This window comes from Gemmatimonadaceae bacterium (assembly GCA_020851035.1).
Lineage (GTDB): Bacteria > Gemmatimonadota > Gemmatimonadetes > Gemmatimonadales > Gemmatimonadaceae > JACMLX01.
The window spans coordinates 134,331-158,569 of the sequence record JADZDM010000012.1 but is presented as its reverse complement, the minus strand read 5'-3'; the positions used below and the strand labels follow the sequence as shown (position 1 = coordinate 158,569).

Below are 24,239 nucleotides of genomic sequence, written 5' to 3'. Positions count from 1 at the left end.
GTGGGCTGGAGGAGTGGATTCGGGGGCCACCGACACGATGCCGCCGCACGGCCGCTGGTTGCGTACCGAAGCACCGCAGGCCGGCCCCTCCCTCTGCGCGCCAAGGTCCGCGTATCGTTCGCCTCCCGGAGTGCGCCGTTGCGCGACGCCGCCGGCGTCCTCCCGCCCCCACACCGATGCGCGTCCGGCGCATGCTCCGCTCTGTTCCCGCCGTGGCCGCACTGCTGGCTGCACCAGCGGTCGCCTCGGCACAGGCCGCCGGCTCGATCGAGGTCGGCGGCTACGGCCAGGTCACCGGCGTCGACCCGGAGCAGGCGCGCTTCGAGACCCGGACCCCGCTCGGACTCGGCATCCGCGGGCGCGTGAACCTCCATGCCGGCATCGGCGTGGAGCTCGAGGCATCGACGGGCATGGTCGACGGGGCCGGCGACCCGCAGCGCCGCCGCTACAACCAGCTCGTGGCGCGCGGCACCTATACGCACCCCATCTCCGACTTCTCGGGGCTCCTGCTCGGCGCAGGGATCGCCCGCAGTGACTACGAGGTCACCTACAATTTCGGGCCGAGCCTGCTGGTCGGCGTACGCACGGTCATCCGCGGCCGGTATGCGCTCCGGTCCGACGCGATCTTCAACTACCTGCCGACCTCGGGTGCCCGCGAGTTCGGACTCCGCACGGGGGTGCAGGCCGTGCTCGGTCCATTCGAGGGCGCCACGGCGCGCGACCGGCAGCGCGGCAACCGCGCCATGCAGGAGCCCGGCAGCATCGAAGGTGGTGTCTTCGGGCAGCAATGGAGGCTCGCCGAAGCCTGGAACCTGCGCAGCGGCCAGGCCGTCGGCTCCCGGGTGGGGGCGTTCCTCACGTCGCGTTCCGCGGTGGAAGTCGAGGCGACCTACGGACGACAGCGGGTACGGGAGGGCGGCCGTGCGGGACAGACCGGGGTGCCGCTCCCCGCCGGTGCGACGTATCGCGTGACCACGTTCGCGTTCCGCTACGACCACAACCTGCCGGTCGGCCGCCGCATGGCCGCGGTGGCGGGCATCGGCCCGCTGCGCAGCTCGGTGGAGTACATCGACTACTGGGGCGGCTCGGCGCTGGCCGGCCTGCGGCTGGCCATGACTCGGGACGTGCACCTGCGCGCGGATGGCGTGGTGCACTACCTGCCGTCAGCGAAGGTCGTGGAGACGGCGGTGCGGATCGGCACCAGCGTGGTGGTGCGTCTCGGGCGCTGACGCCGGAACGACGGCGGGGCGCCCCCGTGTGCCGAGGCGCCCCGCCGTGCCGCGTTTCCGCGCCGCAATCACTTCTTCTTGCGGTCCTTCTTCCTCGGCTCGTCCTGCTGCCGGCGCTGCTGTGCCGCGAGCTCCTCGGGAGGGATGTCCTCGAGGATGCCGAAGGCGTTGTAGCGCTTCGTCGGGCCGGCGCCGTTCGCCGGCGGTGCTGGTGCCGGCTCGGGCGGGATGAGGTGCGACACATCCATCGGCGGTTCCGGCTCGTTGAAGACGAGCTGCGCCTTCATGAAGCGCTCGGCGAAGGTGTGATACACGTCCTGCATGAGGTCCACGAACATCGTGTAGGCCTCCTGCTTGTACTCCACCAGCGGATCCTTCTGTCCCCACGAGCGGTAGTGGATCGCGTTGCGGAGCTGGTCGAGGTCGTAGAGGTGGTCCTTCCACTTCTCGTCCAGCACGTTCAGCATCACGAGTGACAGCATGCGCTGCGAGAAGCCGTGGCCCAGCTCGTCCTTCACCAGGTCCAGTTCATCGAGCTTGGTGTCGAAGGCGGCCGTGGCGGCGGTGACGGAGGCCTCCTGCGCCTGCGGCACGTCACCCGGCCGTTCGGTCGCGCCGTCGGCGAACGCCGGCACCTGCAGCAGGTACTGCATGAGCAGGTCCTGCTGGAGCGCGGCCAGGTCCCACTGTTCCGGCGTCTCGTAGTCGGCGAGCCCCAGCTCGACACGACGGCCGACGGCCTTCTCCACCATCTTGCGGGCCTCGGAGCGGAGCTCCTCGCCGCCCTCGAGCGCAAACGAGCGCAGCGAGTAGATCACCTCGCGCTGCTGGTTCATCACGTCATCGTACTCGAGCAGGCGCTTGCGGGCCTGGAAGTTCTGCAGCTCGACGCGCTTCTGTGCCTGCTCGATGCTGCGCGTGATCAGCGGATGCGTGAGCATCTCCCCTTCCTGCGCGCCGAGTCGGTCCATCAGCTTGGCGATGCGGTCGGAGCCGAACAGGCGCATCAGGTCGTCCTCGAGGGAGAGGAAGAACTGGCTCGAGCCCGGGTCGCCCTGCCGTCCGGCGCGGCCGCGGAGCTGGCGGTCGATGCGTCGTGACTCATGGCGCTCGCTGCCGATGATGTGCAGGCCGCCGATCTCCGTCACGTCGACCAGCTTGCCGTCGGCGTCGTGCACCTTCGACGGCTTCCCGTCGGTCACGCCGGCGCCGAGCTTGATGTCCGTGCCTCTGCCCGCCATGTTGGTCGCGATCGTGATCGCCCCGGGCTGTCCCGCCTCGGCCACGATCTCGGCCTCGCGCTGGTGGTACTTCGCGTTCAGCACGCTGCACTTCATGCCCGCGCGCTGGATCAGGCGCGCGATGGTCTCCGACACCTCGACGTTCACGGTGCCGACGAGGATCGGGAAGCCCAGCTCGTGCAGGCGCTTCACCTCCTCCACGATCGCGTTGTACTTCTCGCGGCGCGTCTTGAAGACCAGGTCCTGGCGATCATCGCGGATGATCGGGCGATTGGTCGGGATGACGGCGACTTCGAGCGTGTAGATCTGGTGGAACTCGGTCTCTTCCGTCTCGGCGGTGCCCGTCATGCCGCCGAGCTTCTCGTACATCCGGAAGTAGTTCTGGATCGTGATGGTGGCCATGGTCTGGGTCTCGCCCTTGACCTGCACCTTCTCCTTGGCCTCCACCGCCTGGTGCAGTCCCTCCGACCAGCGCCGGCCCGGCATCGTGCGCCCGGTGAACTCGTCGACGATCAGCACCTGGGCATCCTGCACCACGTAATTCACGTCCTTCTCGTACAGGGCATACGCGCGCAGCAGCTGGTGCACGATGTTCAACCGCTCGCTGCGCATCGCATACTCGCGGTTGAGCAGCGCCCGCTGCTCGAGGCGCTGGGCGGCGTCGAGCGTCGGGTCGGCATCGATGCGGCCGATCTCGACCGAGATGTCGGGGAGCAGGAACTCCTCTCCCGTCATCTTCGTCATCAGGTCCACGCCGCGATCGGTGAGGTGCACCGTGTGGCCACGCTCGTCGAGCACGAAGTGGAGCTCGTCCTCGATGTCGCTGTACTGCTGCTTGGCCGGCGGGAGCTTGCGATCGGCGAGGTGCTCCAGCTCGCGCTTCTGCACCATCTGCTTCACGCCCGTCTCGCCAAGGATCTTGAACAGCTTCTTGTTCTTCGGCCCGCCGAGCTGCGCCTTGTAGAAGAGCAGGCTCGCACCGTCGGCGTCAGTGGCCATCAGGCGCTCACCCTCGGCCACGAGCTGGTTCACGAGCGCGTCCTGCTCGCGGATCAGCTTGGCGACGGAGTCGTTGTGCGCCTGGTACATCGCATCGTTCTCGTTGCCGACCGGCCCCGAGATGATGAGCGGCGTGCGGGCCTCGTCGATCAGGACCGAGTCCACCTCGTCCACGATGGCATAGTAGTGCTTGCGCTGCACGCGCTGGTCCAGCGAGTGGACCATGTTGTCGCGCAGGTAGTCGAATCCGAACTCGTTGTTCGTGCCGTACGTGATGTCCGCGTTGTACGCGGCGCGACGCTCCATCGAGCCGGGCTCGGTGTCATCCAGGCAGGCGACGGAGAGGCCCAGCCAGGTGAAGAGGTGCCCCATCCACTGCGAGTCGCGGCGCGCGAGATACGAGTTCACCGTCACCAGGTGCACGCCGCGCCCGGAGAGCGCATTCAGGTACAGCGGGAGCGTGGCGACGAGCGTCTTGCCCTCACCCGTCGCCATCTCGGCGATGCGGCCGAGGTGCAGCTGGATGCCGCCGGCGAGCTGCACGTCGTACGGCACCATGTCCCACACCTGCGGATGCCCGGTCACCATCGCCTCGCTGCCCTTCAGGCGGCGTGCCGCCTCGCGCACGGTGGCGAAGGCCTCCGGCAGCAGCTCGTCGAGGGCGTCGTGCAGCGCGGCGCGTAGCGCACCTTCCGCCCCACCCCGCCCGTCCGCCCCGGTGAGGTCGTCGTCGATGCGATCCCGCTCGGAGACATCGGCCGCGGTGCGCTTCGCCTCGCGCAGGGCGGCCACGCGCGCTTCCAGCTCACCGGTGCGCTGGGCGAGGATCTCACGGAACTTGACGGTCTGCGCCCGCAGCGTGGCATCGTCGAGGCCGGCCAGCGTCGCCTCGTGACGGTGGATCTCGTCGATGATCGGCTTGACCCGCTTGGCTTCCCGCTGATGGCGCGTGCCGAACAGCTTTCCCAGCACATCCTTGAGCATCGCTCTCCCCTATCGGTACAGCGCCAGGTCGCGGATCTGTTCCGCCACGGCGTCCAGGACGAACCCTCGCAATGAGCGCCCCTCGCTCGCGCGGCGACGCACCTCGGTGGAACTCACGTCCACCCGGCGCGTCGCCAGCACGAGCGCATCGCGCCCGTGACCCACAGGAACAAACGGCTCGGTGCCGCGGGCCAGCACGACCAGCTGCACCAGGCCCAGCAGCCGCTCCGGCTCCTTCCACCGCGCCAACCCGGCCGCCGCATCCGCGCCCAGCAGGAGAAACAGCGAATCCCCCGCGCGGGCGGCGTGGTAGTCCAGCACCGTATCAACCGTGAAGGATAATCCCCCGCGCTCGATTTCGACCGGATTCACGGTGAACCGCGGGTCCGCCGCGACCATCGCCTCCAGCATCGCGACGCGCTGTGCCGCCGCCGCGGCGTGGCCCCCGTCCTTCAGCGGCTGGCTGGCCGCCGGAATGAAGTCCAGCCGGTCAAGCCCCAGACGCTCGAAGGCGTCCACCGCCACCAGCCAGTGGCCGATGTGCGGCGGATCGAAGCTCCCGCCGAAAAGGCCGATCCGCACGACCCGTCAGGGCTTCCGCACGGGCGCCGCGACCGCCGCCGAATCCGGCTTCGCCGCCACCGGCGGGCAGAGGCTCCGCACGGCCGGATCGGAGGCAAAGCGCTGCAGCACCGCCGCGCACGCCTCAGCCGCCTCCTCCTTGTACTGGATCGCCCGGTACGACTCCACCATGCGCAGGTACGCGTCGCGCGAGCGCGACGTGCCGGGATAGGTGTTCACGACCGTCTTGAAGTACAGGATCGCCGGGTCGTAGGCCTTGCGCCGGAAATAGTAGAAGCCGGCGAGGTACTCCTTCGTCGCGAACATCTCCTCGAGGTTCACCAGCTCCCGTTCCGCGTCCTTCTTGCGCGGCGAGTCGGGATAGACGGCGAGCAGGGTGCGGAAGGTCGCCTGCGCCGTGGTGCCGTACTGCGAGTCGAGTTCCGGCGAGCGCCAGAGCCGCTGGTACTCCCGGGCCGTCTCGAACATCGCGTCGTCGGCCAGGGTGTCCTCGGGGTAGTTCTCCGCCACCTTGTTGAACGCCTGGGCGGCGAGCAGGTGCTCGGAGTTGCCGCTGTGCGCCCGCCCGAGGCTGAACTGCACCTGGGGCAGCAGCGTGTCACGCGCCGGGAGGTCGGTCGAGAGCTTCTCGAACGCCGAGACGGCGTTGCCCCAATGGCGCGCCTGCAGCTCGCGGGCACCGGCCGCGTACAGGGCGGCGTGGTCGGCCCCGAAGCGATCGACCCGGAACCCGCCGCGGCACGCCGACAGGAACAGCAGCGCACCGACGAGGCACAGCGGCGCAGCAGGCGTCACCGACGGCCGGCGAGTCGTCGTGCCGGGGAGCACACGGGGCGAACGGGGGTGGAGGAGACGGAGCATGGGGGTGGGAAACGCGACGATCGCCCGGGACGGGCTCACTACGGCGAGGGGTGCGGCGGGTGGACCAGCTATAGACCCCGGACGCGCGACCGGGTTCAGTCCGGTCGCGCCACCGAATCGGCCAGGCTCACGATGCGCGCCGCCGTGGCCGTGGTGCGCCCGGTGGCGTTTCGCGTGTCGATCACGAGGGTGGCATGGTCGACCACGAACTGGAAGTCGTACGCCTTGTGGTCGGTCACGATCACGACGGCATCCGCCTCCCGGAGGGCCTCCGCCGTCAGGGCCACGCCATGGTACTCGTGGCCGTCCTCCCGGAACGTGGCGACATGCGGGTCATTGAAGACAACCTTCGCCCCGCGCTGCTCGAGCAACCGCATGATGTCCAGCGCCGGGCTCTCGCGCATGTCGTCGATGTCTCGCTTGTACGCGACGCCCAGGATCAGCACCGTGGCGCCCTTCACCGACTTCGACTCGTCGTTCAGCGCCCGCGCCACCTTCTCGACCACGTAGTCCGGCATGCCGGAGTTGATCTCGCTGGCGAGGTCGATGAAGCGCGTCTTGTAGTTCAGCATCCGCATCTTCCACGCGAGGTAGTGCGGGTCGAGCGGGATGCAGTGGCCGCCGATGCCGGGGCCGGGCGTGAACTTCATGTAGCCGAACGGCTTCGTGGCGGCGGCGTCGATCACCTCCCAGACATTCACTCCGAGCTTGTCGCAGACGATCGCGATCTCGTTGACGAGGCCGATGTTCACCGAGCGGAAGGTGTTCTCGAGCAGCTTCACCAGCTCGGCCGTCTCGGTGGACGACACCGGCACGATCGTGTCGATCACCGCCCCGTAGAGCGCGGTGGCGACCTCGGTGCACGCCGGCGTCACGCCGCCGACCACCTTGGGCGTGTTCTTCGTGTGGTAGACCGGGTTGCCCGGGTCGACCCGCTCCGGCGAGAACGCGAGGAACACGTCCTTGCCGACCACGAAGCCCGCGGCCTCGAGCGCCGGCAGCAGCACCTCGCGCGTGGTGCCGGGATAGGTCGTGCTCTCGAGCACGATCAGCAGCCCGGCGTGCGCCTGCGCCACCACCGCCTGCGTGGCCGCGTGCACGTACGTCATGTCCGGGTCGCGGGTCTTGCCGAGCGGCGTCGGCACTGCGATCGAGATCGCGTCGGCATCCTTCATCCGCGCCGCGTCCGTCGTCGCCACGAAGCGGCCTGACGCGACATGGCGCGCGACCTGCTCCGCCGGCACGTCCTGGATGTGCGAGGCGCCGGCGTTGAGCAGCGACACCACCCGCTCGCTCACGTCGAAGCCGACCACCGGGAAGCCCGCCTCGGCGAACTCCATCGCCAGCGGGAGGCCGACGTACCCGAGCCCGACGACCGCGACCACGGCCTTCTGGCCCTGGATCCGGGAGAGCAGTTCTGACTTGTGCATGTATCGATTCGAGGTGGTGAATGATGCGGGAAGAAGGTGCTCAGCGCCCGTAGAACGCGCGCACGCCGTCGACCACGGCGTCGCGCTGGTCGGCGGTGAGCTCCGGGAACACGGGCAGCGACAGCGCTTCCTGCGCCGCGCGCTCCGACTCCGGGAACTCCCCCTCGCGATGGCCGAGGTAGGCGAAGCAGGGCTGCAGGTGCAGCGGCAGCGGGTAGTAGATCGCACAGCCGATCCCCCGCGACTTCAGGTGCGCCTGCAGCGCGTCGCGCCGCTGTGCGCGCAGGGTGTACTGGTTGTAGATCGAGGTGTTCGCCGGGTCGATGTACGGCGTCACGACGTCCGCGACATCGGCGAACGCCTGGTCGTAGTACGCCGCGTTGGCGCGACGCGCCGCGCTCCACGCCGCCAGGTGCGGCAGCTTGGCCAGCAGCACCGCCGCCTGCAGCGAGTCGAGCCGGCTGTTGTAGCCGACCGTCTCGTGGAAGTACGTCTTCCGCGATCCGTGCACGCGCAGCTTCATCAGCGCGTCGTAGAGCGCCTCGTCCTGCGTGACCATCATCCCGCCGTCCCCGTACCCGCCGAGGTTCTTGGACGGGAAGAAGCTGTAGGTGCCCACCGCACACGCCTCACCGGCCATGACGGTGCGGCCGTCGATCACGCGCTCGGCACCGATCGACTGCGCGGCGTCCTCGATCAGCGGCAGCGCGCCCACCGCCGCCTGCACCTGCTCGATGGCCGCCATCTGCCCGAAGAGGTCGACCGGGATCACCGCCTTCGTGCGGGACGTGACGGCGGCACCGGCCGCGACGGGATCGATGTTGAACGTGAGTGGGTCGATGTCCGCGAACACCGCCTTCGCACCGACGTTGTGCACCGCACCGGCCGTGGCGAAGAAGGTGAACGGCGTCGTCACCACCTCGTCGTCGCGCCCCACCCCAAGCGCCCGGAGTGCCAGCAGGATCGCGTCGGTGCCATTCGCGCACCCCACGGCATACCGTGTCTTCGAGACGCCTGCAACGGCACACTCGAGCCGGCCCACCATCGGCCCGAGGATGAACGACTGCTCCTCGATGACCTCCTCGAGGAGGGCGGCGACCTCGGCCTTGATGGTCGCGTGCTGGGCCTTGAGGTCGAGCAGCGGGACGGGGGGGTGAGCCATGTCGGACACGGGGTGGTTTGGGATCGGCGGCCGGGTCAGCCCGGCAGCGCGGCGCGACCGGCCGCCAGGAGCGCGTGCCAGTCCTGCAGAGGACGAACGCCGGCCTGAGAGGTTGCGAGCGCCTCGATGGCGTCGCAGGCGGCACTGGCCGCCGACAGGGTCGTGGTGTAGGCCACCCGGTTGGCGATCGCCGCCTGCCGGATGGTGTAGTCGTCCCGCTGGGCATGCTTGCCCATCGGGGTGTTGATCAGGAGGACGACCTCCCGGTTGACGATCAGGTCCAGGGCGTGGGGCCGCCCCTCGTGCACCTTGAACACCCGCTCCGTCGGAATGCCCTGCCCCTCGAGGAAGGCGGCGGTGCCGGCGGTGGCGATGATGCTGAACCCCATGGCGTGGAACCGGCGCACCAGCGGCGCGACGGTCGCCTTGTCGCCGTCGTTCACCGTCACGAAGATCGCACCGCTCCGCGGGAGGGCGTTCTCCGCAGCGAGCTGGGCCTTGGCGAACGCGATCCCGAACGACTCGGCGATCCCCATGACCTCACCCGTCGACCGCATCTCGGGGCCGAGGATGGGGTCGAACTCCCGGAACTTCTTGAACGGGAACACCGCCTCCTTCACGCTCATGAAGGGCGGCACGATCTCCTCCGTGAACCCGACCTGCGCCAGCGTCTCGCCGCACATCACCCGGGCCGCGATGGACGCCAGCGGCACGCCGATCGCCTTCGAGACGAAGGGGATCGTCCGGCTGCCGCGCGGGTTCACCTCGAGCACGTAGACCTGGCCGTGCCGGATGGCGTACTGCACGTTGATCAGGCCGACCACGCCCAGTGCCCGCGCCAGCGCCACCGTGTGCCGCCGCATCTCGTCCTGGTAGGCGGCCGGGATCCGCACCGGCGGCAGCACGCAGGCCGAGTCGCCGGAGTGGATGCCGGCATCCTCGATGTGCTGCATCACGCCGCCGATGACGACCGTCTCGCCGTCGGAGATGGCGTCCACGTCCGCCTCGAACGCATCCTCGAGGAAGCGGTCGATCAGCACCGGGCGCTCCTCGGAGACGCGCGCCGCGCGCTCGAAGTAGTCGCGCAGCGAGTCGTCATCGTACACGACCTGCATGGCGCGCCCGCCGAGCACATAGCTGGGCCGGACGAGCACCGGGAAGCCGATCTCGGCGGCGATCGCCACCGCCTCCTCCACGCTCGTCGCCGTGCCGTTGGCCGGCTGCTGGATCCCGAGCGAGCGCGCGATGGCATCGAAACGGCGGCGATCCTCGGCGATGTCGATCGCGTCCGGCGAGGTGCCGAGGATCTTCACCCCGGCGGCCTCGAGCCCGCGCGTGAGCTTCAACGGCGTCTGGCCGCCGAGCTGCACGATCACGCCCATGGGCTGCTCGCGCTCCACGATCTCGAGCACGTCCTCGAGCGTCAGCGGCTCGAAGTACAGCTTGTCCGACACGTCGAAATCGGTGGAGACGGTCTCGGGATTCGAGTTGATCATGATCGTCTCGTACCCGCGCTCGCGGAGCGCCATCGCGGCGCGCACGCAGCAGTAGTCGAACTCGACTCCCTGCCCGATGCGGTTCGGCCCCGAGCCCAGGATCACCACCGACGTGCGCCCGCTGCGCGGCGCCTCGCTCTCCTCGTCGTAGCTCGAGTACAGGTACGGCGTGCTGCTCGGGAACTCGCCGGCACAGGTGTCCACCATCTTGTACGACGGCCGGATGCCCAGCCCGTGGCGGCGCGACCGCACGACGGACTCGGTCTCGCCGCGCAGTGCGGCGAGCTGGCGATCCGAGAAGCCCATGCGCTTCATGCGGCGCAGGTGCGCCGGCGCCGGCTCGGAGACGGAGCTGTACTCCAGCTCGGCGTCGATCAGCTCGCGCATCTGCGCCAGGAACCACGGATCGATCGCGGTGATGTCGTTCAGCTCGGCGTCGCTCATGCCGGCGAGCATCGCACGCTTGACCTGGAAGATCCGCTCCGGCGTCGGCTGCCGCAGCATGCCGCGCAGCGTCTCGAGGGAGTCGTCGGCGAGCCGGTCATCGATGAGGCGCGGCCCCACGTCCCAGCCGGCGCGCCCCGTCTCGAGGGCGCGCAGCCCCTTCTGGAACGCCTCCTTGAACGTGCGCCCGATGGCCATGCTCTCGCCCACGCTCTTCATCTGCGTGGTCAGGCGCGGATCCGCCGCCGCGAACTTCTCGAACGCGAAGCGCGGGCACTTCACCACCACGTAGTCCAGCACCGGCTCGAAGCTCGCCGGCGTGGTGCGGGTGATGTCGTTCGGGATCTCGTCCAGCGTCATGCCCACGGCGAGCTTGGCCCCGATGCGCGCGATCGGGAAGCCGGTCGCCTTCGATGCCAGCGCCGACGAGCGCGAGACGCGGGGGTTCATCTCGATGACGAGCAGCTCGCCATTGGCCGGGTTCACGGTGAACTGGATGTTGCACCCGCCCGCCTCCACGCCGATCTCCCTGATGATCGCACACGCCGCATCACGCATGACCTGGTACTCACGATCCGTGAGCGTCATCGCCGGCGCCACGGTGATCGAGTCACCGGTGTGCACGCCCATCGGGTCGAGGTTCTCGATCGTGCAGACGATCACGACGTTATCGGCGCAGTCGCGCATGACCTCGAGCTCGTACTCCTTCCAGCCGAGCAGGGAGCGCTCGATGAGCACCTGCGTGGTGGGCGACTCGTCGAGGCCACGGCGCACGATGGTCTCGTATTCCTCGCGGTTGTACGCCACGCCACCGCCGGACCCGCCGAGGGTGAACGACGGGCGGATGATCGCCGGGTAGCCGGTGTCGGCCAGCAGCGCCTTCGCCTCGTCCCACGTGTGCGCGAACCCGCCCTTCGCCACCGCCAGCCCGATGCGCGCCATTGCGGCCGCGAACTCCTGCCGGTCCTCGGCCACGCGGATCGCGCGGGCGTTGGCACCGATGAGCTGCACACCATACCTGTCCAGCACGCCGGTGTCATGGAGCGTGAGCGCGACGTTGAGCGCCGTCTGGCCGCCCATCGTCGGCAGCAGCGCATCGGGGCGCTCGGCGGCGATGACCTTCTCGACGAACTCCGGCGTGACCGGCTCGATGTAGGTGCGGTCTGCCATCTCCGGGTCCGTCATGATCGTCGCCGGATTGGAGTTCACGAGGATGACCTCGTACCCCTCCTCCCGCAGTGCCTTGGTGGCCTGGGTCCCCGAATAGTCGAACTCAGCGGCCTGCCCGATGACGATCGGGCCGGAACCGATGATGAGGATGCGATGCAGGTCAGTGCGCTTCGGCATGGACGCGGGACGGGCTGGACGATATGGGCTGCGGATCAGCCATCAAATATAGCCTCGCCCCCGACGAAGCTGTGGCGACCCGGTGCCGCGTGAATGTGGCCGGCGGCCCGCGCTGGCGCCGTCAGGCGTTGCGAGCGGCGGCGACACCGATTGCCGCACGCGCGGCGTCCAGCAACTCGTCGAGCAGCGCCTCGAACGGCGTGGTGGCCTGCCAGCCGAGCTGTCGCGCCACGTGTTGCGGGTCGGCGACCAGCACGGGCACGTCACCGGCGCGCACGAGCGCCTCGTCATGCACGACGTGCTGCGACCAGTCGAGCCCAGTGCGCTCGAACGCCAGCCGACAGAAGTCGGCGACGGTGCGTCCCACGCCGGTGCCGATGACGTAGTCGTCCGGACTGTCGGCATCCGCCATCCTGACGAGCGCGTCCATGTGATCGCGCGCGTGCCCCCAGTCCCGCACGACGTCCAGCGCGCCGAGGGTCAGTGGTGAGGCCGTGCGGTCACCGGCGGCGATGCGGACCACGGCGCGGCAGACCCGCGCCGTGACGTAGTCCGGCGTGCGGCGCGCGCTTTCATGGTTGAAGAGGATCGCGGTGCTGGCGTGCAGGCCCCGTCCCTCGCGGAAGGCGCGCACGAGCATCGTGCCATACGCCTTTCCCGCGCCGTAGGGGGTGCGGGGCGTGAACGGCGTGGCCTCGTGCTGCGGTGCGTTGCTGTCGGGTCCGAAGACCTGGCAGGAGCCGGCGAACACCACGCGGGCCTTCGGCACGTGCCGGACGACCGCTTCCAGCAGGCGGGCCGGCACGGTACAGAGCGCATCGGCGGCGTCGGCGGGTGTGGTCCAGGCGAGGTTCGGCTGGGCCGGCGCGGCGAGGTGGAAGATCCGGTCGGGCATGACCTCGGCGATCAGCGCATCGAGGGCACGGGCATCGCGGAGGTCGAGTTCGCGCAGGTGCACGCCGGCGGCGGCGGGGGACAATCGTGCGCAGGCATCGAGCGGGTCGCCGCGGGTGGTGCCGGTGACGACATCGCCGCGGGCCAGGAGCTGTTCGGCGAGGAACACGCCGTCCTGTCCCGTGACGCCGGTGATCAGTGCACGCGCCATGCGGTCTCCGCGGGGTGGAAAGGCAGCGCGGGGGAGCCCGTAGAGGACTCCCCCGCACTCACGACTGATGGCACGCCGTCAACGTCGCCGGGTCAGGCGACCGACGGGACGCCGCGCGGGGCGCGATGGATCTTGCCGGCCGACATGCAGGAGGTGCAGGCCTTGACCTTGATGATCTTGCCATCGGTGTCGAGGATGCGCATGACCTGGAGGTTCGGCCGCCAGGTGCGGCGGACGCGGTTGTTCGCGTGCGACACGTTGTTGCCGAAGGTGACGCCCTTGTTGCAGACGTAGCAGCGGCTGCGATTGATGGCCATGGTCAGTTCTCCACGAATTCGATGCGAGCCATTTCGGCACCATCGCCGAGGCGATGACCGGTCTTGAGGATGCGGGTGTAGCCGCCGGCGCGGGTGGCGAACTTCGGCCCCCACTCCTGGAACAGCTTGTCCGCCGCCCCACGCTTGTGGATGTGGCGACCCGCCAGGCGGCGCGCATGCACCGTGCCGGCCTTGGCCTTGGTCACGAGCTTCTCCACGAAGGGACGGAGCTCCTTGGCCTTGGCCTCGGTGGTTTCGATTGCCCCCTGCTCGATGAGCGAGGTGGCGAGGTTGCGCAGCAGGGCGAGGCGCTGCTCGCTCGTGCGGCGGAGTTGACGACCAGCCTTCCGATGGCGCATTGGGATTACTCCTGCGAGGACTCGACGGGATCGTCCGGCGCGTTGGCGGCGACCTTCGACGGCGGCGTGCCCCAATCGAGCACCCGTGCGAAGTCCCCCGCTTCCTCGTACCGCATCCCAAAGTTCAAACCGCGATTCTCGAGGAGTGCTGCCACTTCCTCGAGCGACTTCTTTCCAAAGTTCTTGACCTGCAGGATCTGCGATTCCGTCTGGCGGGTGAGGTCACCCAGCGTCCGGACGTTGTTGTTCTTGAGCGAGTTCACCGAGCGCACCGAGAGGCCGAGGGCATCGATGGCGGCGGCGAGGTCGGCGAGCAGGATGCCGTTGCCTTCCGCATCGCCGGCGCTGAGGCTGCCGGCCGAGCTGGAGCCGAAGCTGGCGAAGTACTGGAAGTGCGCCTGGGCCAGGGCGGCGGCATAGCTCACGGCTTCTTCCGGCGCGATGGTGCCGTCGGTCTCGACCGTGAGGGTGAGGCGATCGTAGTCGGTGCGCTGGCCGACGCGGGTCTCGGCGACAGTGAAGTTGGCGCGGCGCACCGGGTTGTAGATCGCATCGATGCGGACGAGGTCCACCGGCATGCCGCGCTCGACCGGGTGCTGGTCGGCGTCGACGTAGCCGCGGCCGACGTTCACGTACAGCTCGACGGCGATGTCCTTCTCGTCCTGCATGGTGAAGATGTGGTGGTTCGGGTCCACCACGCGCACGCCGGCGGGGAGCTGGAGCATGCCGGCCGTGAAGGCGCCGGCGGACTTCAGCGACACGCGGAGCACGGCCTGCTCGAGGTCATCGTCCAGGGTGAGGACGAGCGACTTCAGGTTGCCGATGATCTGGTGCACGTCCTCCACGACGCCCGGGATGGTCTGGTGCTCGTGCACCACGCCATCGATCCGGAAGCCCCACACGGCGGCGCCCCGGAGGGACGACAGCAGCATGCGACGCATCGCGTTGCCGAGGGTGTGGCCGAAGCCCCGCTCGAGCGGCTGCAGGCGGAATTCCGCAATGAACGGATTGTCCTCGCGCTTCGTCGCTTCGACGAGCTGCGGGCGAACAAGACCGCGGAGATCGATGGTTGCCATGGGGATGCGGATTGCGATTGGAGGTCTTGCCGGGCCGAAGTGGCCGGCAACGCCGTGCCTCGCCTCTCATGCGCGGCACGCTCGTATGGGAATGAGAGTCCCGACCGAACGTCGTGCCGGCCGCGCAGACGCGACCGGCAGTCCAGCACCGGCACCCCGCCGCGCCGGTGAGGGCGCGGCGGAAGGCCGGGATTACTTCGAGTACAGTTCGACGACCAGCTGTTCCTGGGCGGCGAGCGGGATGCTGGCGCGCTGCGGGCGCTCGAGCATGCGGCCGCTGAAGGTCTCCGCGTCCACCGCCAGCCACGAGAGCGACGGGTTCCGCTTGGCCTGCTCGATCGACTCCATCACCACGGCGAGCTCCCGCGACTTCTGGCGCACGCGGATCTCCTCGCCCGGCTGGACCGAGTAGCTCGGGATGTCGACCCGCTTGCCGTTGATCTCGACATGCTGGTGGCGCACGAGCTGCCGTGCGGCCTTCCGGCTGGCGGCGAAGCCCAGGCGGTACACCATGTTGTCGAGGCGGCTCTCGAGGGACGCCAGCAGGTTGTGACCGGTGATGCCGGGCTGCTTGGCGACCTTCTCGAACATGTTGCGGAACTGCTTCTCGTTCATGCCGTAGATGCGCTTGATCTTCTGCTTCTCACGCAGCTGCTTGGCGTATTCCGAGACCTTCTTGCGCCGGCCCGTGCTCTGGCCGTGCTGGCCAGGGGCGTACGGGCGGCGTTCCACCGGGCACTTCTCGGTGAAGCACTTGGTGCCCTTGAGGAACAGCTTCGTGCCTTCACGCCGGCACTGCCGGCAGCTGGGACCTGTATAACGCGCCATGGTCAGACCCTCCGGCGCTTGGGAGGACGGCAGCCGTTATGTGGAATCGGCGTGACGTCCTTGATCGACTTGACGACGAGGCCCGTCGAGGCGAGCGCCTGGATCGCGGACTCACGGCCGCTACCCGGGCCCTGCACCTTCACGTGCACCCGCTTCATCCCCATCGAGAGCGCTTCCCGCGCACACTGCTCACCGGCGACGGTGGCAGCGAACGGGGTGCTCTTCTTGGAGCCCTTGAAGCCGGCCTTGCCGGCGGATCCCCAGGACACGGCGTTGCCGCGCGCGTCGGTGATCGTGATCGTCGTGTTGTTGAAGGTGGCGCTGACGTGCGCCACGCCTTCCGCATCGACGATTTTCTTGGTCTTCTTTCCGGGTGCCATCGGTTACTTGGTTACCTTCTTCTTGCCGGCGATCGCGCGGCGCGGCCCCTTCTTCGTGCGGGCGTTGGTGTGCGTACGCTGGCCACGGACCGGCAGTCCGCGACGGTGGCGTGTGCCCCGGTAGGACCCGATGTCCATGAGGCGCTTGATGTTCATCGCGACCTCGGTGCGCAGGGCACCCTCGACGCGATAGTCCCGCTCGATGATCTGGCGGAGCTTGTTGACGTCGGCCTCGACCAGGTCCTTCACCCGCAACGCGGCGTCAACGCCGGTCTTGGAGAGGATCTCTCGTGCCGTCTTGCGACCGATGCCGAAGATGTACGTCAGCCCGATCTCCACCTTCTTCTCGCGCGGAAGATCCACGCCTGCAATACGCGCCATTAATCCTTAACCCTGCCGCTGCTTGTGCTTGGGATTGCGCCCGCAAATGATGCGGAGGACGCCGTCACGCTTGACCACCTTGCAGTGCTCGCAGATCGGCTTCACGCTCGAACGGACTTTCACAGGAAACTCCTGTCGGGGACACGACTTCGGGACAAGTCTCCCAAGCTAGCCGGGCCGGTGACGGCATACAAGGCCCGGAACCGACTTTCTTCCAGGAACCTCTTGACACCGGAAAATGACTGACGTGTACGATTCGCCGCGCCAACCACCCCGTCCCCCTCAGCCCACCCCCCGCACCGCCGCCTGGATCGCGTCCCAGGCGGCCGCCGGATCGGGTGCCGCCGTCACCGCCCGGCCCAGGATCAGGTACCGCGCCCCGAGCGCCGCCGCCGCCTCAGGGGTCACGACCCGCACCTGATCGTTCGCCGCGGCCCCAGCCGGCCGCACGCCGGGCACCAGCGCGGCCAGCCGACCACCGTGGCGCTCCATCACCGCGCCGAGCTCCGCCCCGCTGCACACGACGCCGTGCGCTCCGGCCCGCTCCGTGAGCCCCGCCAGCCGCAGCACCTCGTCCCCCACGTCCAGCCAGGGCCCGCGCCCCCACGCCTCGGCCACCTCGGACGGCGACAGGCTCGTCAGCACGGTCACGCCGAGGATACCCGTCGAGTCCCCCGCCCCGTCCACCGCCGCCGCCACCATCGCCGCGCCCCCCGACGCGTGCACGGTCAGCAGCCGCACGTCCAGGGCCGCCGCCCGCCGCGCCGCCTGCCGGACGGTGTTCGGGATGTCGTGCAGCTTGAGGTCGAGGAACACCTCGATGCCACGCGCACGCAGCGTGGTCACCAGCGACGGACCGGCGGCGGTGAAGAGCTCGAGCCCCACCTTCACGAACCCCGCCCGGCCCTCGAACCGGTCCACCAGCGACAGCGCCTCCGCGGACGACGGCACGTCGAGCGCCAGGAGCAGCGCCGGCTGCCCGCGCGTCACGACGGCCACTCCAGGGTGCCGCGCAGCGACGCCACCGACGTCACCCCGTGCCGCGCACACCACGCCTCCAGTCCCGTCACGATGCGCTCCGGCGCCCGGGGATCCACCATGCCGGCGGTGCCGACGCCCACCAGCGTGGCGCCAGCGATGATGTACTGCAACGCATGCTCCGCCCGCGACACACCGCCCAGGCCGACGATCGGCACCGACACGGCGCGCGACACCCGCCAGGTGGCGAGCACCCCGACCGGCAGCAACGGCGGTCCGCTCACCCCGCCGCTGCCGAACCCGATGCGCGGCCGGCGTGACTCGACGTCGATGACCAGGCCCGGCAGCGTGTTCGTGAGGGTCAGCGCGTCCGCGCCGGCGTCGACCGCCACCTGTGCCGTGCCGACGAGGTCGGGCAGCGTCGGCGACAGCTTGATCACGAGTGCGCGCGTGGTGGCAGCGCGTGCCCGTGCGACGAGTGCCGCGAGCACCGCGCGGTCGGCACCGAACTCCATGCCGCCGGCCTTGACGTTCGGGCAGCTCACGTTCAGCTCGTACCCGCACACCCCCGCCGATCCCTCGAGCCGCGTGATGATCTCGGCAAAGTCCTCGACCGCGTTGCCGACCACATTCACCAGTACGCGCGCCCGGGACAGGTTCGCGGCCAGCCACGGCAGTTCGTGGTCACGCACGGCGTCCACGCCGGGGTTCGCGAGGCCGATGGCGTTGATCATGCCACCGGGGAACTCGGAGACGCGCGGTGCCTTCGCGCCCGGGCGCGGGGCGAGCGAGACGGCCTTCGTCACGAGGCCGCCGAGTCGCTCGAGATCCACGATGTCGTGCAGTTCGCGTCCGTAGGCCGCCGTGCCCGACGCCAGCACCACCGGATTCTGGAAGGTCGTGCCGGCGAAGGCGACGGACAGTGCCGTCACCGGGTCCCGCCGCCCACCCGGCGCTCGTAGCGCGCGAGGTACTCCACCGTCGCGTCGGAGATCGCCCGCGCCAGCTCCGCCTGGCGTGCGGGCGTCGAGAGGAAGGTGGCCTCCTGCGGGTTGGTGCCGAAGCCGAGCTCCACGAGGATCGCGGGCATGAACGACCCGCGCAGCACGGCGAAGTTCGCCTGCTTCACGCCGCGGTCGGTGCCGGGATGGATCCCGCGCAGGCGGCGCTGGACCTCGCCGGCCAGGTCGCTCGATTCGCGCAGGTGCTCGTTCTGCGCCATGTCGTTGATGATGAAGCTCAGCGGGTCGCCACGGGGGGCGTTGGCGCCGGTCTCGAACTTCACCGCCTCGTTCTCCATGCGCTCGACGCGGCGCGCATCCTCGGTCTTGGCCTCGGCCAGGAAGTACGTCTCGAAGCCGCGCGACGCCGTGGCGTTGCGCCACCGGGGGTTCGCCGCATTGACGTGGATCGACAGGACCAGGTCGGCGCGCTGCTGGTTCGCGATGCGCCCGCGATCGCTCAGCGCGATGAGCGTGTCGCGGGCCCGCGTGAGGTGCACGGTCACGCCCTGCGCGCGCAGCGCGTCGGCGACGCGCAGCGCCACCGCGAGCGTGATGTGCTTTTCGTAGATGCGGCTGCCGGACTGCGCGACACCGTGCATGCCGTTGTCCGGCCCGCCGTGGCCGGCATCGATGACGACGGCCCGTGCACGGCGGCGCGGTCCACCTGGGGGCGGCGGTTCCGGGCGCGGCGTGGCGCTGCCCGCGGGTGGCCTGGTGGTGGTGCCGATGGTGACGGGCCGCGCATCGGCGTCGGGGCGGAGGTCGCCGCGGTCCCCGGCGCCGGTGACTGCGACCGGCGCGCGGTCCGGGGGAGGCGCATCGGCCTCCACCGGCGCCGACGGCTGGGCCGGCGGTGACGAGGGCGACGCCCCGCCACGCCGTGCGTAGGTCGAGAAGCGACGCAGTTCGCGCTCATCCGGGTCCCAGACGACGCCGGTGCCGTAGCGCGGCAGCATCTCGGTGATGAACTCGGCCGGCACCAGTGTGCCGCTGATCCCGCCGCGCGTCACCGCGACGCGCAGCGTCTCCACCCCCGCGGGGCCGAGGTCCACGGTCCGCTGCCCGACGGTGAAGCGCGCCAGCACACCGCAGGCATCCAGGGTCGCGGCGTTGCCGGAGACGCTGACGGTGCCGCCGAGCGCCCGCGCCAGTCGCGCGAGGGGCAGGAAGCGCGTGCCCTGGCTGGTGACCCACGGCACCACCGCCTGCGCATTGCCCGTGCGCACATGGAGGCCGTCGGGCTGCGCCTGCACCGGGCGCGCCACGGCGCACACGAGGACCAGCGACCAGGCGGCAAGGCCGGCGCGCCCGCGGTCCGTCACCGCGCGGCGCGTCACTTCTTCATCGCCCGCGCCATGGCGCGCACGTCGTCCTTCTTCTTCAGGTCCTCGCGCTTGTCGTGCAGCTTCTTGCCGCGTGCCAGCGCGATCGCCACCTTCGCCCGCCCGTTCTTGAAGTAGAGCTCCAGCGGGACGACGGTCAGCCCCTGGCGCGTGACCGCGCCGATGAGCTTCTCGATCTCCTTCCGGTGCATCAGCAGCTTGCGGGTGCGCGTCGGTTCGTGCGCGCTGTAGCCGGCCTGCTCGTACTGCGAGATGTGCAGGTTGAGCAGGAAGATCTCGTCGCCGTTGATCACCCCGAATGCGTCGCTCACGTTGGCGCGTCCTTCGCGCAGCGCCTTCACCTCGGAGCCGGTGAGCATGATGCCGGCCTCCCAGGTGTCGAGGATCTGGTACTCGTGCCGGGCGCGCCGATTCTTCGCGATCGACTCGATTCGCGGCGCGTCGTCGGCTGCTGGTCGCGACATGGGGCTGGGTGCGGAAGAACGAGGGGTGGCAGGCGTGTCAGGCTCAACCATGCAAGGTATGCGCGAACGGGATGTGCTACAACCAAGTGCAATGTGGTGCGGCGCGCGGAGACGGCCACGCACCCGGGCGTGCCGGCGCACCGGGCGTCGGCACTCCGGCCGCACGAGTCTCCCCCGACGTAACCCGGAACCGCCGATCTTGTTGCACACGTTGACAGTGTCGCCCGGGATCGGTATTCTCCCCGTCCTGCCGAAGTGGTGGAACTGGTAGACGCGCTGCGTTCAGGGCGCAGTGGGTGCAAGCCCGTGGGGGTTCGAGTCCCCCCTTCGGCACTACAGCGGGAAACGGCGTCGGACACTGTCCGGCGCCGTTTGTCGTTTCCGCCTCCGCCGCACCGTCCGACCGCCTCGACGTGTGTCGCGCGTGCCTACGCGCGGGGGGCGACGATGGCGCTCGGCGGGATGTCCTCGGGCAGGTCCACGGTTCCGAACTCCTGGCGCAGCGCCTCGTTGCAGCGATCGAGCTCCGCGCCGACCCAGGCCGACGCCCAGCCGTCGCGATCGGTGCCCGGACGCCCACCGGCAAAGCCGACGAGGGCCTCACCGATCCGTCCGATCGGCGTGCGCGACGCCCCCCGCTGCCCCATCAGGTCGCGATAGACGCGGAGCCTGGCGTTGAATTGCGCCGCCGAGACGGCACGCATCGCGGGTGCGGCCGACGGATCGTGCTCCACGGCGCGCGCGAGCGCCTGGCCGACCAGCGAGGCGGTGCGATCATCGAGGGCATCGCGGCCGGCGATCAGCAGCCCCAGCGCGCGGCGCAGGTAGCGCAGTTCCCACCGGGCATGGTCGGCATCACGGTCGCCGAGGCGCGAGAGTGCCTCCACGGCCTCCGGATCGGGCTCGGAGAGGAGCGCGGAGACGAACGCGTTGGCCCGCCGCTCCCACTCGCGCTCTGCCTGCTGTGCCGACCACTGCGACATTCCGGTCACCGCGCCGTGACGACGGGCAGGATGCGACCGGCGAGTTCCGGCGGGGCGTCGAGCTTCACGCGCACGCGGACCGTCTGTTCGTTGGCCAGCAGGTCCGCCAGGCGGATCCCGTCCAGCAGCTCGTCGATCCTCGCCTGGAGCAGCGCCCACACCGGCCGGATGCTGCAGGAAGTCGAATCGGCGCAGCGCAGCTCGCTCAGCGGGCTGCTGGTGCAGTGCATGTCGAACGTCTGCAGCTCCGAGGCATTCACGACGTCGCGCACCGTGATGTCGGCGGCAGGCCGGGCGAGCACGTAGCCTCCCCGGGCGCCACGGGTCGAGTCGACGATACCCGCGCGGCGCAGACGCAGCAGGATCTGCTCGACGTAGTCGACGGGCAGCGACTCGCCGGCGGCGATGGCACGCCCGGTGACCGGGCCTTCGCCCGCCCTGCGTGCCAGATGCAACGCGCTGATGAGGCCATATTCGGCCCAGGTGGTAATCCTCACGGACGGAGGATCGCCCAACCGGGTGCGGCGGACAAGGGGAGTTGCCTCACCATTCCTGCCGGGGAATCATCACCCCCCGGTGACGGCACCGTGTCCTCCCTCCGGAATCCCGATCTCGGTCATACGCCGCAGGTCCAGGACGCCGGCGATCTCGCCGGCCGGAATCACCTGCTCCCGCTCCACCAGGTCGCGGATCAGGACGCCTTCCTTCACCGAGCGCTTGCTGAGCTCCGCCGCGCGGGCGTAGCCGATCTGGGGCATCAGTGCGGTGGCCAGCGCCGCCGAGCGTTCCACCCAGTAGCGGCACATCGCCTCGTTGGCCGTGATGCCCGACACGCAGCGCGTGGCGAAGACGGTCATGGCACTGGTCAGCAGCTGCATCGAGAGGAGCACGTTGTGCGCGATCACCGGCATCATCACGTTCAGCTCGAGCTGCCCGTGCTCGGCGCTGATCGCCACCGTGGTGTCGCAGCCGACCACCTGGTAGCAGACCTGGTTGACCATCTCGGGGATCGAGGGGTTGATCTTCCCCGGCATGATCGACGATCCCGGCTGCACGGCTGGCAGCGTGATCTCGTCGAGTCCCGTGCGAGGGCCGCTCACCATCAGGCGGAGATCGCTCGCGATCTTGGAGAGATCGAGCGCCAGGCCGCGCAGCGCGGCGCTGAACGCGGCCACGTCGCCCATGCTCTGCATGAGCTGGATCCGGTCCTCCCCGATCCGGAGCGAGGTGATCCCGCTGATGGCGATCAGGTGCTGGTTCATCAGCGCCGGATACTGCGGCTCCACGGTGACGCCGGTGCCGACTGCGCTGCCGCCGATGCCGAGGTCGTTCAGGTAGTCGGCGGCTTCCGCGATCCGCTTCCGGCACCGCGCGAGCGTGCCGGCGTAGGCGGCGAACTCCTGGCCAAGGCGGATCGGCATGGCATCCTGCAGGTGCGTGCGGCCAGCCTTGACGATGTGGTCGAAGGCCCTGCCCCGCTCCGCGAGCGCCTCCGTCAGCGTGGCGAGCGACACGCCCAGCGCCGGCAGCTGTCGCAGGATGGCGAGCCGGATGTTGGTCGGGATGGTGTCATTGGTGCTCTGCGCCATGTTCACGTGGTCGTTCGGGTGCACGGGCGCATAGGTGCCGCGTGCGCTCCCGAGGAGCTCGTTGGCGCGGTTCGCGAGCACCTCGTTCACGTTCATGTTGTGCGACGTGCCAGCGCCGGCCTGATAGGGATCGACGACGAACTGGTCGCGGTGCCGCCCCGCCAGCACCTCGTCGGCAGCGGCGATGATGGCGTCGGCACGCATGGCATCGAGCCGACCGGTGGTGCGATGCGTTAGCGCCGCCGCCTTCTTGATCCAGACCTGCGCCACCACGAACGGCTCGAGCGGCCGTTGTCCGGAGATCGGGAAGTTCTGCAGCGCGCGGACGGTCTGGATGCCGTAGAGGGCGCCTGCGGGCACGGCGCGCTCGCCGAGCGGGTCGCGTTCGGTGCGGGTGGCGTCCATCGGCGGGTCGAGGCGGGGGGCGGAGGCGACTGGCTCAGTGCCGCGCAGGCGCCCGTCGCACGACGGCGAACGTGGCGATGAGCGAGACCAGCGCGAAGACCATGCCGACGCCCAGCGCCAGCACGCTGAAGCCGTGCAGCCGGCCGAACTCCATGCGCAGTGGGTCGGTGGTGGCGAGGGCCTCGATGCTCGGGCCGATGCGCTCACGCAGTGCCGCGATGCGCGGCCCGATCACCGCCTGCGCCACTGCGCACCCGAGCAACGTGCCGGCGCCGGCCAGCCGGCGCAGGGCGACGAACTGCGCACGCCGGGTGGTGAGCACGACGGTGGCCGTGCCGACCACGATCCCGGCGATGAACAGCACCGGCAGCACCTGGCCGACGAGGGCCCCGGCGAGCGACCGGGTTGGCAGAACGCGGAACGCCGCCGGCGCGACCGTCGTGGTGACGATCAGCCCGGCGCCGCCCCAGATCGCATTCAGCACGAGTGCGACCAGGGCACGCTGATGGTCGCGCTGCGCGGCGCCCGGCGGATCGGCCGCATCGAGGGCTTCGCGGCGACGGCCGGCGACGACGGCAGCGATGGCAGTGCTCATACGGATCCAGCTCCACGTGGCCGGGCGATGCCGGCGAGAAAGGGGTTCGTGCGCACTTCGTCACCGACGGTGGTGAGCGGGCCGTGGCCCGGGTGCAGCACGAGATGCGGCGGCCACGCGGCGACGCGCGCCAGCGACTCCTGCATGCGCCGCGGGTCGGAGAGCGGCAGGTCGGTGCGCCCGATCGAGCCGGCGAACACGACGTCGCCGATGAACACCACGTCATCGCCGACGAGTGCGACGTGGCCCGGCGCATGGCCCGGCAGGTGCACGATCGCGAACCGGTGCGCCCCGAGCGCCACGGCATCGCCCTCCGCCCACTCGCGATCCGGGGCGGGTGGTGTCTCCATGGGGATACCGTACGCGCGCGCCTGCATCGACACGTTGTCGTAGAGCGGCCGGTCCGCGGGGTGCAACCAGACCGGTGCGTCCGGGAATGCGCGCCGCACACCGGCGATCCCGCCGACGTGGTCCAGGTGCCCGTGGGTGACCCAGATCGCGTCGAGTGTCAGGTCGGCCGCGGTGAGGCGTGCGGCCAGCGCGTCCCCCTCGGCCCCGGGATCCACGATCACGGCATGCCGCGTGTCCTCGTCGATCACGAGATAGGCGTTCGCCTGGAAGGCGCCAACCGGGATCGCCTCGATGCGGAGCGCCATC

At 69.9% G+C, this 24,239-nt stretch carries 24 protein-coding genes and 1 tRNA gene; 2 read left to right on the top strand and 23 right to left on the bottom strand.

Annotated features, from left to right (window positions below; all coding sequences use genetic code 11):
- Positions 1 to 191 precede the first annotated feature (191 nt).
- Positions 192 to 1,229 carry a hypothetical protein gene (locus IT355_09665; GenBank protein MCC7053524.1) on the top strand — a complete coding sequence of 346 codons (1,038 nt, stop codon included), beginning with the start codon at positions 192 to 194 and terminating at the stop codon, positions 1,227 to 1,229.
- A gap of 68 nt (positions 1,230 to 1,297) precedes the next feature.
- Here IT355_09665 and secA read toward each other — a convergent pair whose 3' ends face one another.
- The 18 genes from secA to smpB form a co-directional block, all read right to left on the bottom strand.
- Positions 1,298 to 4,453: a preprotein translocase subunit SecA gene (secA, locus tag IT355_09660; GenBank protein ID MCC7053523.1), complete on the bottom strand. Its 3,156-nt coding sequence runs from the start codon at positions 4,451 to 4,453 to the stop codon at positions 1,298 to 1,300.
- Positions 4,454 to 4,462: 9 nt separating this feature from the next.
- Entirely contained in the window at positions 4,463 to 5,035 is a 573-nt protein-coding gene (gene nadD, locus IT355_09655; protein ID MCC7053522.1) for a nicotinate (nicotinamide) nucleotide adenylyltransferase, read from the bottom strand.
- A 6-nt stretch (positions 5,036 to 5,041) separates the two neighbouring features.
- The gene (gene bamD, locus IT355_09650) at positions 5,042 to 5,830 is read right to left on the bottom strand and encodes an outer membrane protein assembly factor BamD (GenBank protein MCC7053521.1); all 789 of its coding nucleotides are present in this window, start codon (positions 5,828 to 5,830) and stop codon (positions 5,042 to 5,044) included.
- Positions 5,831 to 5,991: 161 nt separating this feature from the next.
- The gene (locus tag IT355_09645) at positions 5,992 to 7,326 is read right to left on the bottom strand and encodes a nucleotide sugar dehydrogenase (protein MCC7053520.1); all 1,335 of its coding nucleotides are present in this window, start codon (positions 7,324 to 7,326) and stop codon (positions 5,992 to 5,994) included.
- A gap of 40 nt (positions 7,327 to 7,366) precedes the next feature.
- Positions 7,367 to 8,488, bottom strand: coding sequence for a DegT/DnrJ/EryC1/StrS family aminotransferase (locus IT355_09640; protein MCC7053519.1), 1,122 nt, complete (start codon positions 8,486 to 8,488; stop codon positions 7,367 to 7,369).
- Positions 8,489 to 8,523: 35 nt separating this feature from the next.
- Complete coding sequence (carB, locus tag IT355_09635; protein ID MCC7053518.1) at positions 8,524 to 11,775, bottom strand: carbamoyl-phosphate synthase large subunit; 3,252 nt, start codon at positions 11,773 to 11,775, stop codon at positions 8,524 to 8,526.
- Positions 11,776 to 11,896: 121 nt separating this feature from the next.
- Positions 11,897 to 12,880, bottom strand: coding sequence for a GDP-mannose 4,6-dehydratase (locus IT355_09630; protein MCC7053517.1), 984 nt, complete (start codon positions 12,878 to 12,880; stop codon positions 11,897 to 11,899).
- A 92-nt stretch (positions 12,881 to 12,972) separates the two neighbouring features.
- Positions 12,973 to 13,197: a 50S ribosomal protein L28 gene (locus IT355_09625; GenBank protein ID MCC7053516.1), complete on the bottom strand. Its 225-nt coding sequence runs from the start codon at positions 13,195 to 13,197 to the stop codon at positions 12,973 to 12,975.
- A 2-nt stretch (positions 13,198 to 13,199) separates the two neighbouring features.
- Positions 13,200 to 13,556: a 50S ribosomal protein L17 gene (gene rplQ, locus IT355_09620; protein ID MCC7053515.1), complete on the bottom strand. Its 357-nt coding sequence runs from the start codon at positions 13,554 to 13,556 to the stop codon at positions 13,200 to 13,202.
- A gap of 5 nt (positions 13,557 to 13,561) precedes the next feature.
- Complete coding sequence (locus IT355_09615; GenBank protein ID MCC7053514.1) at positions 13,562 to 14,632, bottom strand: DNA-directed RNA polymerase subunit alpha; 1,071 nt, start codon at positions 14,630 to 14,632, stop codon at positions 13,562 to 13,564.
- A gap of 192 nt (positions 14,633 to 14,824) precedes the next feature.
- Positions 14,825 to 15,460, bottom strand: a complete 636-nt coding sequence (gene rpsD / locus IT355_09610) for a 30S ribosomal protein S4 (GenBank protein MCC7053513.1) — start codon at positions 15,458 to 15,460, stop codon at positions 14,825 to 14,827.
- Between the two features lie 2 nt (positions 15,461 to 15,462).
- Positions 15,463 to 15,840 carry a 30S ribosomal protein S11 gene (gene rpsK, locus IT355_09605; protein ID MCC7053512.1) on the bottom strand — a complete coding sequence of 126 codons (378 nt, stop codon included), beginning with the start codon at positions 15,838 to 15,840 and terminating at the stop codon, positions 15,463 to 15,465.
- Positions 15,841 to 15,843: 3 nt separating this feature from the next.
- Positions 15,844 to 16,221, bottom strand: a complete 378-nt coding sequence (gene rpsM / locus IT355_09600; GenBank protein ID MCC7053511.1) for a 30S ribosomal protein S13 — start codon at positions 16,219 to 16,221, stop codon at positions 15,844 to 15,846.
- A gap of 6 nt (positions 16,222 to 16,227) precedes the next feature.
- Positions 16,228 to 16,344, bottom strand: coding sequence for a 50S ribosomal protein L36 (gene rpmJ, locus IT355_09595; protein MCC7053510.1), 117 nt, complete (start codon positions 16,342 to 16,344; stop codon positions 16,228 to 16,230).
- A gap of 159 nt (positions 16,345 to 16,503) precedes the next feature.
- A complete protein-coding gene (gene pyrF / locus IT355_09590) occupies positions 16,504 to 17,211 on the bottom strand; it encodes an orotidine-5'-phosphate decarboxylase (protein MCC7053509.1) in 708 nt (235 codons plus the stop codon).
- Positions 17,208 to 18,131, bottom strand: a complete 924-nt coding sequence (locus IT355_09585) for a dihydroorotate dehydrogenase (protein MCC7053508.1) — start codon at positions 18,129 to 18,131, stop codon at positions 17,208 to 17,210. The genes pyrF and IT355_09585 overlap by 4 nt, the downstream gene beginning before the upstream one ends.
- Positions 18,128 to 19,540 carry an N-acetylmuramoyl-L-alanine amidase gene (locus IT355_09580; protein ID MCC7053507.1) on the bottom strand — a complete coding sequence of 471 codons (1,413 nt, stop codon included), beginning with the start codon at positions 19,538 to 19,540 and terminating at the stop codon, positions 18,128 to 18,130. The genes IT355_09585 and IT355_09580 overlap by 4 nt, the downstream gene beginning before the upstream one ends.
- Complete coding sequence (gene smpB / locus IT355_09575; protein MCC7053506.1) at positions 19,537 to 20,010, bottom strand: SsrA-binding protein SmpB; 474 nt, start codon at positions 20,008 to 20,010, stop codon at positions 19,537 to 19,539. The genes IT355_09580 and smpB overlap by 4 nt, the downstream gene beginning before the upstream one ends.
- Positions 20,011 to 20,259: 249 nt before the next feature.
- Here smpB and IT355_09570 point away from each other — a divergent pair.
- A tRNA-Leu gene (locus IT355_09570) sits at positions 20,260 to 20,343 on the top strand.
- A 95-nt stretch (positions 20,344 to 20,438) separates the two neighbouring features.
- On the opposite strand, the gene IT355_09565 is transcribed toward IT355_09570, so the two are convergent.
- The 5 genes from IT355_09565 to IT355_09545 form a co-directional block, all read right to left on the bottom strand.
- The gene (locus IT355_09565) at positions 20,439 to 20,993 is read right to left on the bottom strand and encodes a hypothetical protein (GenBank protein MCC7053505.1); all 555 of its coding nucleotides are present in this window, start codon (positions 20,991 to 20,993) and stop codon (positions 20,439 to 20,441) included.
- 5 nt (positions 20,994 to 20,998) lie between these two features.
- The gene (locus IT355_09560) at positions 20,999 to 21,490 is read right to left on the bottom strand and encodes an Rrf2 family transcriptional regulator (GenBank protein MCC7053504.1); all 492 of its coding nucleotides are present in this window, start codon (positions 21,488 to 21,490) and stop codon (positions 20,999 to 21,001) included.
- Between the two features lie 69 nt (positions 21,491 to 21,559).
- Positions 21,560 to 22,987: an aspartate ammonia-lyase gene (locus IT355_09555; protein MCC7053503.1), complete on the bottom strand. Its 1,428-nt coding sequence runs from the start codon at positions 22,985 to 22,987 to the stop codon at positions 21,560 to 21,562.
- 34 nt (positions 22,988 to 23,021) lie between these two features.
- Complete coding sequence (locus IT355_09550) at positions 23,022 to 23,582, bottom strand: DUF4149 domain-containing protein (GenBank protein MCC7053502.1); 561 nt, start codon at positions 23,580 to 23,582, stop codon at positions 23,022 to 23,024.
- On the bottom strand, positions 23,579 to 24,238 hold the full coding sequence (locus IT355_09545; GenBank protein MCC7053501.1) for an MBL fold metallo-hydrolase: 660 nt from the start codon (positions 24,236 to 24,238) through the stop codon (positions 23,579 to 23,581). The genes IT355_09550 and IT355_09545 overlap by 4 nt, the downstream gene beginning before the upstream one ends.
- Position 24,239 lies beyond the last annotated feature (1 nt).